Source organism: Herbidospora sakaeratensis, from assembly GCF_001570525.1.
GTDB lineage: Bacteria > Actinomycetota > Actinomycetes > Streptosporangiales > Streptosporangiaceae > Herbidospora > Herbidospora sakaeratensis.
Genome location: NZ_BBXC01000008.1, coordinates 431,310 through 443,813 on the forward strand (window position 1 = coordinate 431,310; position 12,504 = coordinate 443,813).

The 12,504-nt window shown below is 70.8% G+C and carries 14 protein-coding genes; 4 read left to right on the forward strand and 10 right to left on the reverse strand.

Features of this window, described 5'->3' with window-relative positions; all coding sequences use genetic code 11:
• The first annotated feature begins 79 nt into the window (after window positions 1-79).
• Complete coding sequence (locus AW271_RS07765; RefSeq protein WP_062334111.1) at window positions 80-1,024, forward strand: glycoside hydrolase family 18 protein; 945 nt, start codon at window positions 80-82, stop codon at window positions 1,022-1,024.
• On the opposite strand, the gene AW271_RS07770 is transcribed toward AW271_RS07765, so the two are convergent.
• Both AW271_RS07770 and AW271_RS07775 read right to left on the reverse strand, forming a co-directional pair.
• Window positions 1,018-1,383, reverse strand: coding sequence for a hypothetical protein (locus tag AW271_RS07770; RefSeq protein WP_062334114.1), 366 nt, complete (start codon window positions 1,381-1,383; stop codon window positions 1,018-1,020). The genes AW271_RS07765 and AW271_RS07770 overlap by 7 nt on opposite strands.
• 126 nt (window positions 1,384-1,509) lie before the next feature.
• Window positions 1,510-1,974 carry a MarR family winged helix-turn-helix transcriptional regulator gene (locus AW271_RS07775; protein ID WP_062334117.1) on the reverse strand — a complete coding sequence of 155 codons (465 nt, stop codon included), beginning with the start codon at window positions 1,972-1,974 and terminating at the stop codon, window positions 1,510-1,512.
• Between the two features lie 98 nt (window positions 1,975-2,072).
• Between AW271_RS07775 and AW271_RS07780 the strand changes: the two genes are divergently transcribed.
• Window positions 2,073-3,038 (forward strand): NAD-dependent epimerase/dehydratase family protein, encoded by a 966-nt coding sequence (locus AW271_RS07780; protein ID WP_062334120.1) that lies wholly within the window; start codon window positions 2,073-2,075, stop codon window positions 3,036-3,038.
• A 168-nt stretch (window positions 3,039-3,206) separates the two neighbouring features.
• On the opposite strand, the gene AW271_RS07785 is transcribed toward AW271_RS07780, so the two are convergent.
• The 3 genes from AW271_RS07785 to AW271_RS07795 all read right to left on the reverse strand — a co-directional run bounded on the left by AW271_RS07785 (window position 3,207) and on the right by AW271_RS07795 (window position 7,551).
• On the reverse strand, window positions 3,207-3,536 hold the full coding sequence (locus tag AW271_RS07785) for a hypothetical protein (protein WP_062334122.1): 330 nt from the start codon (window positions 3,534-3,536) through the stop codon (window positions 3,207-3,209).
• 726 nt (window positions 3,537-4,262) lie between these two features.
• The gene (locus tag AW271_RS07790; RefSeq protein ID WP_062334125.1) at window positions 4,263-5,495 is read right to left on the reverse strand and encodes a class I SAM-dependent RNA methyltransferase; all 1,233 of its coding nucleotides are present in this window, start codon (window positions 5,493-5,495) and stop codon (window positions 4,263-4,265) included.
• A gap of 7 nt (window positions 5,496-5,502) precedes the next feature.
• Window positions 5,503-7,551 (reverse strand): APC family permease, encoded by a 2,049-nt coding sequence (locus AW271_RS07795; RefSeq protein WP_062334127.1) that lies wholly within the window; start codon window positions 7,549-7,551, stop codon window positions 5,503-5,505.
• A gap of 98 nt (window positions 7,552-7,649) precedes the next feature.
• Here AW271_RS07795 and AW271_RS07800 point away from each other — a divergent pair, with 98 nt between their 5' ends.
• Complete coding sequence (locus tag AW271_RS07800; protein ID WP_062334130.1) at window positions 7,650-8,321, forward strand: potassium channel family protein; 672 nt, start codon at window positions 7,650-7,652, stop codon at window positions 8,319-8,321.
• Window positions 8,321-8,980 (forward strand): potassium channel family protein, encoded by a 660-nt coding sequence (locus tag AW271_RS07805; protein ID WP_062334133.1) that lies wholly within the window; start codon window positions 8,321-8,323, stop codon window positions 8,978-8,980. The genes AW271_RS07800 and AW271_RS07805 overlap by 1 nt, the downstream gene beginning before the upstream one ends.
• 4 nt (window positions 8,981-8,984) lie before the next feature.
• Here AW271_RS07805 and AW271_RS07810 read toward each other — a convergent pair whose 3' ends face one another.
• From AW271_RS07810 to AW271_RS07830, 5 genes are all read right to left on the reverse strand, one after another.
• On the reverse strand, window positions 8,985-9,659 hold the full coding sequence (locus AW271_RS07810) for a DUF3159 domain-containing protein (RefSeq protein ID WP_062334136.1): 675 nt from the start codon (window positions 9,657-9,659) through the stop codon (window positions 8,985-8,987).
• Window positions 9,660-9,679: 20 nt separating this feature from the next.
• A complete protein-coding gene (locus AW271_RS07815; protein ID WP_062334139.1) occupies window positions 9,680-10,066 on the reverse strand; it encodes an OB-fold nucleic acid binding domain-containing protein in 387 nt (128 codons plus the stop codon).
• 70 nt (window positions 10,067-10,136) lie between these two features.
• Window positions 10,137-10,829 carry a DUF3710 domain-containing protein gene (locus tag AW271_RS07820; RefSeq protein WP_083976395.1) on the reverse strand — a complete coding sequence of 231 codons (693 nt, stop codon included), beginning with the start codon at window positions 10,827-10,829 and terminating at the stop codon, window positions 10,137-10,139.
• A 14-nt stretch (window positions 10,830-10,843) separates the two neighbouring features.
• A complete protein-coding gene (gene dut, locus AW271_RS07825; RefSeq protein ID WP_030454392.1) occupies window positions 10,844-11,281 on the reverse strand; it encodes a dUTP diphosphatase in 438 nt (145 codons plus the stop codon).
• An 11-nt stretch (window positions 11,282-11,292) separates the two neighbouring features.
• Window positions 11,293-12,462 carry an AI-2E family transporter gene (locus AW271_RS07830; RefSeq protein ID WP_245652980.1) on the reverse strand — a complete coding sequence of 390 codons (1,170 nt, stop codon included), beginning with the start codon at window positions 12,460-12,462 and terminating at the stop codon, window positions 11,293-11,295.
• Window positions 12,463-12,504 lie beyond the last annotated feature (42 nt).

The following is a 12,504-nucleotide window of genomic DNA, read 5'->3' on the forward strand; positions in this document are numbered from 1 at the left end:
CTAGGGTCCCTTGCGGATAGTAGTCGTCGCGCGACGCTCGGTGGTGAACCAGTTGGATTCCGCTCCTCGGCCCCGCCCCATGGGCACCCCTCCGCGCGCCCTCGTCATGGCCGCCGCGACCGCCCTCGTCGGGGCCACGGCCGCCGCCCTCGTGCTGCTGCCGGCCGAACCGCTGCCCGAATGGGCCGCGCCCGTCACCCCGCCCGTGGCCGCCGCCCCCGCCGTCGCGGTGGCCCCCAAGCCCGAGCAGACCGTGCCCTACGTGACGTTCGTCGACGCGATCCGCGAGGAGGGCGGCATCTCGCGGGCGCCGTCCTACCTGGTCGGCCACGTCAACGCCACCGGCTGCCTGCCGACGTGGAGCGGCCTGCCCGCCTCGGCGAAGAGACCCCTGGTGTCGACCCTCCACAAGACCGGCCGCCCCGTGGGCCTGTCGTTCGGCGGCCCCCGCGGCGCCGAACTCGCCGCGACCTGCGCCGGCCCGGCCCGGCTGCTGCGCGCCTACCGGTCGGTCCTGAAGGCCTACCGCCCCTGGCTGATCGACTTCGAGGTGACCGACTCGGCCGACCTGGTCACGGCCGGCCGCCGGGCGGCCGCGATCCAGCGCCTCCAGGAGGAGGCCCGCAAGGTCGGCTCCGAACTGATGGTGACGATGACCCTCCCCGCGACCAGAACGGGCCTGTCGATCGCCGACCGCGCGATGCTCAAGGCGACCCGCGCGGCGGGCGCGGAGATCGGCCGGGTCAACGTGCTGGTGCCCTTCAGCCCCGGCGCCCGCGACAACCTCCGCGCCCTGGCCGACGCCGCCCACGCGGCCAACCGCCAACTGACCCGCCTGCTCGACCGCCCCGCCTGGCCCCACCTGGGCCTCACCCCGGTCCTGGCCAGCCCCGACGACCTGACGGTCGCCGACGCCAAGACGCTGGTGGCCTTCCAGACCAGGAACAGCCTGGGCGAACTGTCGATCAGGGGCGCGACCCCGGCGGCGGCCGTCGCCCAGATCCTGACGGCGCCGCGTCAGTAGCCGAAGGGCACCTCGATCGGGGTGCCCGCTCTGCGGCACGCCCCCTCGACCGCGCTCAGCGCCGTCGCCAGGGCCGTGGCGTCGGCCGCTTCGGCGGCCAGCACGGCGTCGTCCATCAGGGGGGCGACCTCACCGTTGGCGGCCTGGACGGCGCGGTCCATGTGGCGCAGTGCCGGGGTCAGCGCGGCGCGGAGTTCGGCCGCCGTGGCCTGGGCCGCCGCGCGGAGGTCGTCGGCGGCCAGGGCGAACTCCAGACAGGCCGCCGCGTTGACCGGGTCGTGCGCCTGGGCTCCGGGGGCCTCGCCGGTCGCGGTGCCGCAGGCGGTCAGGGCCAGGACGAGGCCCAGTAAGGCGGTCACTCTCATGAGGCTCCTCGGGGGTGCTCACTCCCAGGGTTGCCCCAGGTGTCCGGTGAACCGCCGTTACTGACCGGATTGGTTGGTGTACCAGGCGCACACGCCGTCAGGCCGCGATCGTTCGCGAGCTCAGCCTCGCCCGTCGGCTGCCGGCCCCGACGGCTCGTCGGCGCCGAGCACCCGCAGTATGTCGACCAGTGTCGACAACTGCTCCGAGGTGAGCGGCCTGAACAGCTCTTCCGCGGCCAGTTCGTAGCCGGCCGTCCAGTCCTGAGCCAGTGCGGCCCCCTGCGCCGTCACCCGGAGGAGAACGGACCGGCGGTCGTCGGTGCTGGCCTGGCGTTCGAGCAGGCCGTCGCGGACGAGCGCGTCGACCAGGGTGGAGGCGGTCCCCTGGGCGATGCCGACCGCGAGAGCGAGCTCGGTCAGGCGAACCGGTTGCGACCGGGCCACCTCCACCACCAGGCGGGACCTCGGCGTCGACACCCCGTGCTCGCCCAGGCGCTCGTTGAAGTGACGCACGAGCACCTTCGCCGTACGGCTGAACTCATCGGCGACCTGTGCCGCCGTCAGCCGCTTCCCGCCGTCTGGCATCGCCCACCTCCTGCTTGACGCACCCATCGTACGGGAGGTTACATTGACATAGATGCATCGATGTCAAACTATTCGATGCCAATGAAAGGAGCAGAAGGGTGAAGATCTTCATCACCGGCGGCGGCGGTTTCGTCGGCGGCGCTCTCGTCCATCGCCTCATCGCGGAAGGACACGAGGTCCTGGCCCTCGCCCGATCGGGCCCGAGCATTCGGCGGGTACGCGCGGCCGGCGCCGAACCCGTTCCAGGTGATCTCACCGACCCCCCGCCGTGGCTCGCCAGGCTGCGAGAGGCCGACGCGGTCGTGCACGTCGCGGCGCACATGGAGTTCTGGGGTCCCGACGCGCTCTTCGAACGCGCCAACCACGTGCCGACGGTCGCCCTGCACGCCGCGAGCGTGGCGGCCGGAGTGCGGCGCTTCGTGCTCGTCAGCGCCGCATCCGTCTCCACGGGCAGTCAACGTCGTCCCGTCGTCGACGAGTCGACACCGGAGGGCAGACCGAACATCGCCTACAGCCGCGTCAAGCTGGCCACCGAGCGCGCACTCCGGGGAGCCCCCGGCGGGAACACCGAACTGGTGGTGCTCCGCCCGCCGTTCATCTGGGGTCGCGGCATGACGACGATCGACGAACTGGCCGGGGTCGCCGAAGCCGGGCGGTTCGCCTGGATCGACCACGGCAGGCACATCGTCGATTTCGTGCACGTCGGCAACCTGGTCGCCGCCACGCTCCTCGCGCTCACCCGGGGCCGCAGCGGTGGGGTCTACTACGTGACCGACGGCGCCCCGACGCCCATCCGGGACTTCCTCACCCCCCTGCTGGCGACCCGCGGCGTGGATCTGTCGAAGAGCCGCAGCGTCCCCCTGGCGGTGGCCGCGCCCATGGCGGCGCTGATGGACCGCACGGCACGCCTGCTCCGCCGGAAGTCGGCGCCCCCGCTGACGAACTGGCTCGTCAGCTTCACCGGCCGCGACCGCTCCTACGACATCACCGCCGCGAGATCAGAACTCGGCTACTCGCCCGACGTGACCCTGGAGAAGGGCCTGGCCGAGATGAGCTCCTCGTGAGCGGGGAGACGGCGCGCTCACCAGCTGCTATGAACGCCCTCAACCTGCGCTGGACCCGCGCACCCCGGGCGTCCAGAACGTGCTGCTTGCCATGCGAAGTACGCATCCTTCAGCCGATGACTCGATGACGGCGGCGGTCCGCACGTGCGACCCGCCGCCGTCATCGTTTCAGGTGGTGATGCACATCTGGTTCGTCGCCGCGTACGCCTCGCGGTAGTCGACGGGCGAGTCCTCCCAGGCGTAGCTGTAGCCCACCTTCGCGTAACCCTGGACGTTGGCCGTGCAGGGCAGGCTGAAAGTGGGGCCGAAGCACGCCGAGCTTCCCAATCCGAGATTGGCCCAGTCGCACGAGTCGGAGGAGTCGTCTACTTCGGCGCCCCGGGAGTAGGCCCAGACGTCGGCCTGGACGGACAACCATTCCTCGGTGTTGTTCGAGACGATCACGACCCCCTGGGCGAGGGTTCCGTTGATCACGGTGCAGACGGTGATCGTGATCATCCATGTGTTGGACGCATCCGGCTTGCAGTGCCACGTGTTGGTGATTCTGTAGTTCTTCCAGGACTGGGCATGGGCCGCCTGAGGCATGGCGACGAGGCATGTCGCCAAGATCGTCACAACGACGAACAATCGCCGGAACACGTGTTTCGACCTCCCATCGGAAACGCTGTCTGACTCTCCGAGTCTCGAAAGTCGTCATCGGCGGGTCAATGATCAGACGCGCCATCTCCGTTGCCCGTTCGCGCCCGGGAGTGGCCGGAAGCCGTCATCACTCAGAAACGGGTGAACCGCCGTCCCTCCGGAGGCATCGGCCGCCGAAGAAGTAGCCGCCACCCTGGATGGAATGAACGCGGAGAGGAAGCCGCCGCAGGGCTCTCGATATCGCTGACCGGCTCAGCCGTCGCTCCAGGGCGTCACTGCCTAGCGGCCGGTAGAGCAGCATGGCCGGCCTGCTGTCCTGGGGGACTTCGAGGGGGATCCATCCGCGGGCACACCGGCCGACCCGCACCAGGCGGTCCTGGGGTACACGGGGACGCTGAACACGCCTTCGCTCATGAAGAGGGCAGGGGGCGGGCGAAACGGTCGCCGCCGTCCTCCGCGACACACGGCTTGACGTCTGCGGCGAAGTAGCGGAATCCGTCCTGGGGGAATCTTGATGCTCGATGGGGCGACCTGGAGTTCTGCGGAACAATCGCTATTCACAGAACCCCAGGTCAGCGAAGTAATCTAGCCTCTGACCAGCAGCGCCACGCACTCCACGTGATGCGTCATCGGATACTGGTCGAAAGCGCGGATGTCAGCCAGGTCGTAGCCGTGTTCCCCGAACCACTTGATGTCCCGCGCCAGGGTCGCCGGATCGCACGACACGTACACGATCCGGGAGGCGCGCAGCCCCGCCACGCGATCCACGACCTCGCGCCCCAGCCCCGCCCGAGGCGGGTCGGTCACGACCAGGTCGGCGCGTTCGATCTCCAGCCGGTCGAGGGCCTCCTCGACCCGGCCGCGCTCGAAGGAGACCTGGGCGACGCCGCGCAGGTTCCACCGGGCGTCCTGCACCGCCTGGGCCTCGCTCTCGATGCCGAGCACGGCGCCCGAGGGGCCGACCGCCTCGGCCAGGCCGGCGGCGAACAGGCCGGCGCCGCAGTAGAGGTCGAGGGCCCACTCCCCCGGCTTCGGCTGGGCGAAGTCGAGCACGGCGTCGAGCAGGGTCGCGGCGGCGCCGGGGTGGACCTGCCAGAAGCCGCTGGCCGAGACGCGGAAGTCGCGGTCGCCGACCCGTTCGGTCAGGGTTCCGTGGCCCTGGAGGACGCGGGTGCCGCGGCGGCCCTCGTCGAGCATCACGCTCGCGTCGATGTCGGGGATGCGCACCTCGCGGTGGGGCTTGGGGGTGACCACGACCGCGTGGTCGCCGCCGGTCGAGGCGATGAACTCCACCGACGACGCGCCGCGCCAGCCCTCGGTGGCGACGCGCAGTTCCTCGATCGCGGGGTCGGCGATCAGGCAGTCGGTCACCGGCTCGACGTCGTGGGACCGGTGGCGGCGCAGGCCCAGCAGGCCGTCGCGGCCGGTGGCGTACTGGACGCGGGTGCGCCAGCCGAGGCCGTCGGGCGCGCCGGGCACCTCCTCGACCGTGATCTCCCGCTCGATTCCCGCCAGGCGGGACAACTGTTCGGCCACGACGTCGGCCTTCAGGCGTCGCTGCGCCTCCAGGGAGGCGTGCTGCCAGTCGCAGCCGCCGCACTTGCCCGGCCCGCTGAAGGGGCAGGGCGGGGTCACCCGGTCGGGCGAGGGCTCCAGGATCTCCACCGCGTCGGCGCGGAGGAACCGGGCCGTCTCCTCGGTGACCCGGGCCCGCACGCGCTCTCCGGGAAGCGCGTGCCTGACGAACACCACCCGCCCGTCGTGCCGGGCGACGCACCATCCGCCATTGGCCACCTGGCCCACCGTCAGTTCAAGCATCCCTCCATCATGCCTTGGACTGACCGTCGGACCGACCGGACGAAGATCCATAAGGTCGTCGCACCGAGCCCGGCGCGGCCGGTTCGACCCGGCCGATGACCCGGTCGGCCGACTGGAGCTGCCAGGGCACGCTGGTGACCATGACCCCGGGCTTGAACAGCAGCTTCGCCTTCAGCCGCAGCGCGCTCTGGTTGTGCAGCAGGTGCTCCCACCAGCGGCCCACGACGTACTCGGGGATGTAGACGGTCACCACGTCGCGCGGGGAGCGGCGGCGCAGCGACTTGACGTACTCGAGGATGGGCCGGGTGATCTCGCGGTAGGGCGAGTCGAGGATCTTCAGCGTCACGGGGATGCCGCGCCGGTCCCACTCCTCCTGGAGCCGCTGCGACTCGGCCGGGTCGACGCCGACCGAGACGGCCTCCAGGGTCGAGGGGCGGGTGGCGCGGGCGTAGGCCAGCGCCCGCAGCGTCGGCTTGTGGATCTTGGAGACCAGCACGATCGCGTGGTTGCGGGCCGGCAGCATCGAGGCGTCGACGTCGTCCTCCGGCGCCGACAACTCGGTCGCGACCGCGTCGTAGTGGTGCCGGATGCCCTTCATCATCAGGAACAGCACCGGCATGGCGATGCAGACGATGTAGGCGCCGTGGGTGAACTTCGTGATCAGCACGACCACGAGCACGATCCCCGTCATCACGCCGCCGAACCCGTTGATCACCCGGGCCCGCATCATCTGGAACCGGACCTTGGCGTCGGTCTCGGTGCGCAACATCCGGGTCCAGTGGCGGACCATGCCGGTCTGGCTGAGCGTGAACGACACGAACACGCCCACGATGTAGAGGTTCAGCAGCTTGCTGACGTCGGCGTCGAAGGCCCAGATCAGCAGGCCCGCCCCGGCGGCCAGGATGATGATGCCGTTGCTGAACGCCAGCCGGTCGCCCCGGGTGTGCAGCTGGCGGGGCAGGTAGCGGTCCTGCGCCAGGATCGAGCCCAGCACCGGGAAGCCGTTGAACGCCGTGTTGGCCGCCAGGAACAGGATCAGCGCCGTCACGGCCGAGACCAGGATGAACAGCAGCGTGCCCGGCCCGAAGACGGCCGAGGCGACCTGCGAGATGATCGGCTCCTGGTAGTAGTTCGAGCCGACCGCCGTGCCGTCGGGCCGCAGCAGGCCGCTGGCGACGTGGGCCGGCTCGGCGACCGTCACGCCCGCCTTCAGGCCGAGGAAGATGATGCCGCTGAACATGCTGACGGCGACGGTGCCCATCAGCAGCAGCGTGGTCGCGGCGTTGCGGCTCTTGGGCTTGCGGAAGGCCGGCACCCCGTTGCTGATCGCCTCGACCCCGGTCAGCGCCGCGCAGCCCGACGCGAACGCCCGCAGCACCAGGAACGCCATGGCGAACCCGGCCAGGTCCATCTCCTCGGGCACCACGTCGAACCCGGCCGTCGGGGCGCGCAGCTCGTCGCCCAGGACGACCAGCCGGAACAGCCCCCACAGGATCATGCCGACCACGGACGCCATGAACAGATAGGTGGGCACCGCGAACGCGATGCCCGACTCGCGGATGCCCCGCAGGTTCATCAGCGTCAGGACCACCACGATGACGATCGCCACGAGCGGCTTGTGGGTGGCCACGAACGGGATGGTCGCGCCGACGTAGTCGACCCCGTTGGCGACCGACACCGCCACCGTGAGCACGTAGTCGACCAGCAGCGCGCTGGCCACCGTAAGCCCGGCGTTGGGCCCGAGGTTGACCGTGGCCACCTCGTAGTCGCCGCCGCCCGAGGGGTAGGCGTGCACGTTCTGCCGGTACGACGCCACCACCGTCAGCATGATCACGACGACGCCCACGGCGACCCACGGGCTGAAGTTATAGGCGGCGACGCCGGCGATCGAGAGGATGACGAGGATCTCCTGCGGCGCGTAGGCCACGGAGGAGAGCGCGTCGCTGGCGAAGACCGGCAGGGCGACGCGCTTGGGCAGGAGCTGCCCGTGCAGTTCGGTGCTGCGCAAGGCGCGCCCGACCACAAGGCGCTTGACGAGATCCGTCACCTTTGGCACGACTGAGAAGCGTAGCCGCCCTGACCAGGGACACGGCACGCGGCGGTGCCGGTAGACGGGATACTGTCCCCATCGACGTCTCGACATCGGCGGGGAGCATGCACATCGTGATCATGGGGTGCGGGCGCGTGGGATCCACGCTCGCCCACATCCTGGAGGACAACGGCCATTCGGTCGCGATCATCGATCGTGATCCCCAGGCGTTCCGCCGCCTGCGCGCGGGGTTCCGTGGGCGCCGGGTCACCGGAATCGGCTTCGACCGCGACGTCCTGGAAGAGGCCGGCATCGAGTCGGCCCAGGCCTACGTCGCCGTGTCCAGCGGCGACAACTCCAACATCATCAGCGCCCGGGTGGCCCGCGAGACCTTCGGCGTCGACAACGTCGTGGCCCGCATCTACGACCCCCGCCGCGCCGAGGTCTACCAGCGCCTGGGCATCCCGACCGTGGCCACCGTGCGCTGGACGGCCGACCAGATCCTGCGCCGGGTGCTGCCCGAGGGCGCCGAGCCGCTGTGGCGCGACCCGACCGGCACCGTCGTGCTGGCCGAGGTCACCTACAACCCGGCCTGGATCGGCACCCGCGCGGTCGACCTCGAGAACGCCGTCGGCGGCCGGGTCGCGTTCTTCAACCGGATGGGCGAGGCGGTCGTGCCGACCGAGGACACCATGCTCCAGGAGGGCGACGTGCTCCACGTCGTCGCCGTGGGCAGCCACATGGACCACATCAACAAGGTGCTGTCCGGCACTCCGGCCGAGACCGAGGAGAACTGATGCGCGTCACGATCGCGGGGGCGGGCGCCGTCGGCCGCTCGATCGCGGCCGAGCTCCTGGAGAACGGCCACGAGGTGCTGCTGATCGACATCGACCCCAAGGCCATCAAGATCGACAGCGTGCCGAGGGCCGAGTGGCTGCTCGCCGACGCCTGTGAGATCTCCGCGCTCGACGAGGCCGGGCTGAACGCCTGCCACGTCGTGATCGCCGCCTCGGGCGACGACAAGGTCAACCTGGTCGTCTCGCTGCTGGCCAAGACCGAATACGGCGTGCCGCGGGTGGTCGCCCGCATCAACCACCCGAAGAACGAGTGGTTGTTCAACGAGTCGTGGGGCGTCGACGTCGCGGTCTCCACGCCGCGCCTGATCAGCGCGCTCGTCGAAGAGGCGGTCAGCGTCGGCGACCTGGTGCGGCTGATGACGTTCCGCCAGGGCCAGGCCAACCTGGTCGAGCTGACCCTGCCCGAAGACGCGCCCGTGGTGGGCCAGCGGGCCGGTTCGGTGCCGTGGCCGACCGATTCGGCGCTGGTGGCGATCCTGCGTGAGGGCCGGGTGCTGGTGCCCTCGGCCGACGACCCGCTCGAGGCCGGCGACGAACTGCTGTTCGTGGCCAGCCAGGAGGTCGAGGAGGAGCTGGCCCAGCTCCTCGCGCCCCACTGATCCGTTACGAGGTGGGCTGGGCGGTCCGGCCGCGGGCCAGCATCCAGCCCACCGTGGCCAGCGCGGCCAGGTAGACCGGCCAGCCGAGGGCGACCTTGGCGATGCCGAGCCAGAAGACGTAGTCGCTGCCCGCCAGGTAGAGCGGGATCTGCACGCTCAGTTTGATCAGGCCGGGCAGGGCCATGATCCACGAGAGCTTCACGCACAGGTCGACGATGCTCTTGTCGCGGTGCCAGGCGATCGGGTCGTCGGGGTTGGTGGCCCCCAGGAGAAAGCCCAGGAACGGCCAGCGCACCAGGATCGACAAGATCATCAGCGCCTCGACGACCGCGATCCAGAGCATGCCGGGCAGGAACGCGTCCTCCGCGTTGCCGCTGCGCAGCGCGAAGAACGCGCCGATGCCGATGCCGAAGAGGCTGTTGAGCACGAACTGCGGCGTCGAGCGCTGCACGATGCGGGCGACCAGCAGCACCACCGACAGCGCGACCGACAGGATCACGGAGAACTTCAGGTCTTCGGTGAAGATCCAGGTCAGCGTGAAGGCGATCGTCGGCACGGCCGCCTCGACGGTGCCCCGCTTGCCGCCGAACGCCTTGGCGATCTGGGCCCTGACCACGGCCTCGACGGTCTCGTGGGCGCTCACCGGGGGTGGCGGCGCGGCCTCTTCGGCAGTGCTCACGTGTGGTTCACCGTTCCTCGTCACCCGGTTGGGCGAAGTTCGTACCGCGGGTTGAACATGACCTTGCGACCGTCTTGCAGGCTCACGAGGCCCTCGGCCCGGACCACCCGGCCCGGCTCGATGCCGACGATCTTGCGTCGGCCCAGCCAGACCAGGTCGATGACGTCGGAGCCGTCGTACAGCTCGGCTTCGAGTGCCGGGGCGCCGCCTCGTGGCCGGAGGGTCACCGTACGAAGGGTACCGGCCACGCAGAAACGCTGGCGCTGGCCACACGCCGCGATGGGAGTGGCCCCGTGACTTTCGAGGTCTTCCTGTAGCTCGGCCGCCTCCAGCTCGGCCTGGCTGGTGGCCAGCCGCCGGAAGAAGCCGCGTAGTCCGCCCTTTTTGACGGGCTCCTGTGTGCTCATGATGCTTCAGCCTAGGCGATGGGCGTCCGGGTGCATAACGGTCGCATATCGACCGGGCAAAAGCGGGAATTCACCGGGTCTCGGTGATCTCCGGGCCGCGCTCGTAGGGGTCGTAGCCCTTGTCCTCCGACTGCTCCTCCAGGGCCTGGCGGGCCTCGGGCGGGAGCTGGAGCGGGATGCCCTCGCGGGGCGCCATCGGGTCGTCGCCCCGGACGACCACGACCTCGCGCACCACGCCCTCGAGGACGGCGGCGGCGTTGGGGTCGACGGCGGCCCGGCCGGTGATCACGGCCCGCAGGAACCAGCGCGGCCCGTCGACGCCGATGTAGCGGATCGGGGCGGCGGGGCCGTTCTCCTGCGGCACGACCGCGTGGAGCTCGGTGCCGAAGGGGCCCTCGGTCTCCTCGACGGTGCCCTTGGCCGACTCGACGTCGCGGGCGAGCTCGACCCGCAGGTCGTCCCACAGGCCCGACTTCTTCGGGGCGGCGAAGGCGTGCAGCTGCAGGGCGCTCTCGTGGGCCAGCACGAGCGCGCCGACGATCTGGTCGCCGGCCACCTGGAGCTGGACCTCGAAGTCGGGCCCGATGGGCAGGTGGAGCCCGCCCAGGTCGACCCGGTCGGCCTGCGGGTAGCCGTCGGAGGCGTCCCACGGGCCGGACTCGCGGGGCGGGCCCGCGGGCGCGGAGGCCGTCTGCTGGCCGGGAGTGGGCTCGGACGGGTTGTCAGACGGGGTCTCGGCCGCGCCGCGTCGGCGTCGGAACACGATGGTCACCTTTCCTATCTGCCGGTGGAGCCGAAGCCGCCGGCGCCGCGCGCCGATCCGGGCAGCCGCTCCACCTCGTAGAACGCCGCCTTCTCGACCCGCTGGATGACCAGCTGGGCGACGCGGTCACCGCGCCGCAGCCGGACGGCCTCCTTGAGGTCGGTGTTGAGCAGCGTCACCTTGATCTCGCCTCGGTATCCGGCATCGACCGTTCCAGGCGCGTTCACCAGCGTCACGCCGTGTTTCGCGGCCAGCCCGGAACGTGGGTGGACGAACGCGGCGTAGCCGTCGGGCAGCGCGATCGCCACGCCCGTGCCGACCATGGCCCGCTCGCCCGGGAGCAACTCGACGTCTTCGGCCGCGTAGAGATCGGCGCCCGCGTCGCCCGGATGGGCGTACGCGGGTAGCGGCAGCTCAGGGTCGAGCCGGTGGATCAGCACCTCGACACTCATGGATCGCAACCCTACCGGTTTGGACCACCCGGGACCGCGTCTCCCGCGCCTGGTGAGGGCTCTGGTTCGGGCGGGTCGGGTTCGACCGGCTTGGGCGGTTCGGCGGGCCGGTCGCGGCGCAGCTCGGGCAGCGCCCGGTAGATCACCGCCGTGACCGGGACGGCCACCACGGCCCCCGCGATGCCGCCGATGATGCCGCCGACGGCCAGCACGATGATGATGGCCAGCGGGTGGAACTCCAGCGCCCGGCCGACGATCAGCGGCTGCAGCACGTGGTTCTCCAGCTGCTGCTCGACCACCAGCACGCCGACGAAGATCAGGGCGTACACCCAGCCCTGCGAGCCGAAGACGACGAGGGTGGCGACGCCGCCGGCGAAGAAGATGCCGACGATCGGGATGAACGAGGCGAAGAAGATGAGCACCGCGAGCGGCGCCCACAGCGGCACCCGCATGCCGGCCAGCACGATGCCGATGACCACGGCGTGCACGGCCGCGACCGCGACGGTGCCCAGCACGTAGTGGGACAGGGTGCGCCAGGCGGCGCGCCCGGCCCGGTCGACCCGGTCGGCCGCGCCGCCGAACGCCCGCAGGAACCAGGCCCAGATGCGGTCGCCGTCCTTGAGCAGGAAGAACGTCACGAACAGCAGCAGCACGATCGCGGCCAGCGCCTCGACCAGGGCGGTGGCGCCGGTCAGCACGGTGTCGGTGATCTGGCTGCGCTGCTCGTTGATCTGCCGCGTCAGCTCCTCGACGAAGTCGGCGATCTGCGCCTCGCGCAGGTGGAGCGGCCCGGTGAGCAGCCACGCCTGCACGTCGCGCGCGGTCTGCTGGATCTGCGCGACCAGGCCGGGGAACTCGTCGTTGGCCCGGTTGCCGATCAGGAAGCCGAGGCCGCCGATGAACGCCAGGGCGACGAGCATGGTCGTCCAGGTGGCGTATATCGGCCGGAACCCGGCCCGGCGCAGGCGGCTGGTGATCGGGTAGAGCAGCGCCGTCAGCAGGAACGCGATCGCGACCGGGAGCGTCACGAAGCTCAGCCGGGCGAGGATCATGGCGAAGAAGTAGACGACCACGCCGATGACGATGACCCGCCACGACCAGGCCGCGACGATGTTCAGTGTGGGCGGTACGCCCGCCCGCCGGCCCTTCCCCGGATGGGCATGCTCACGTTCTGCGATCACGCGTCCAGCCTGGCACGGGAACAGGCCGGGCGCGCAACCGGA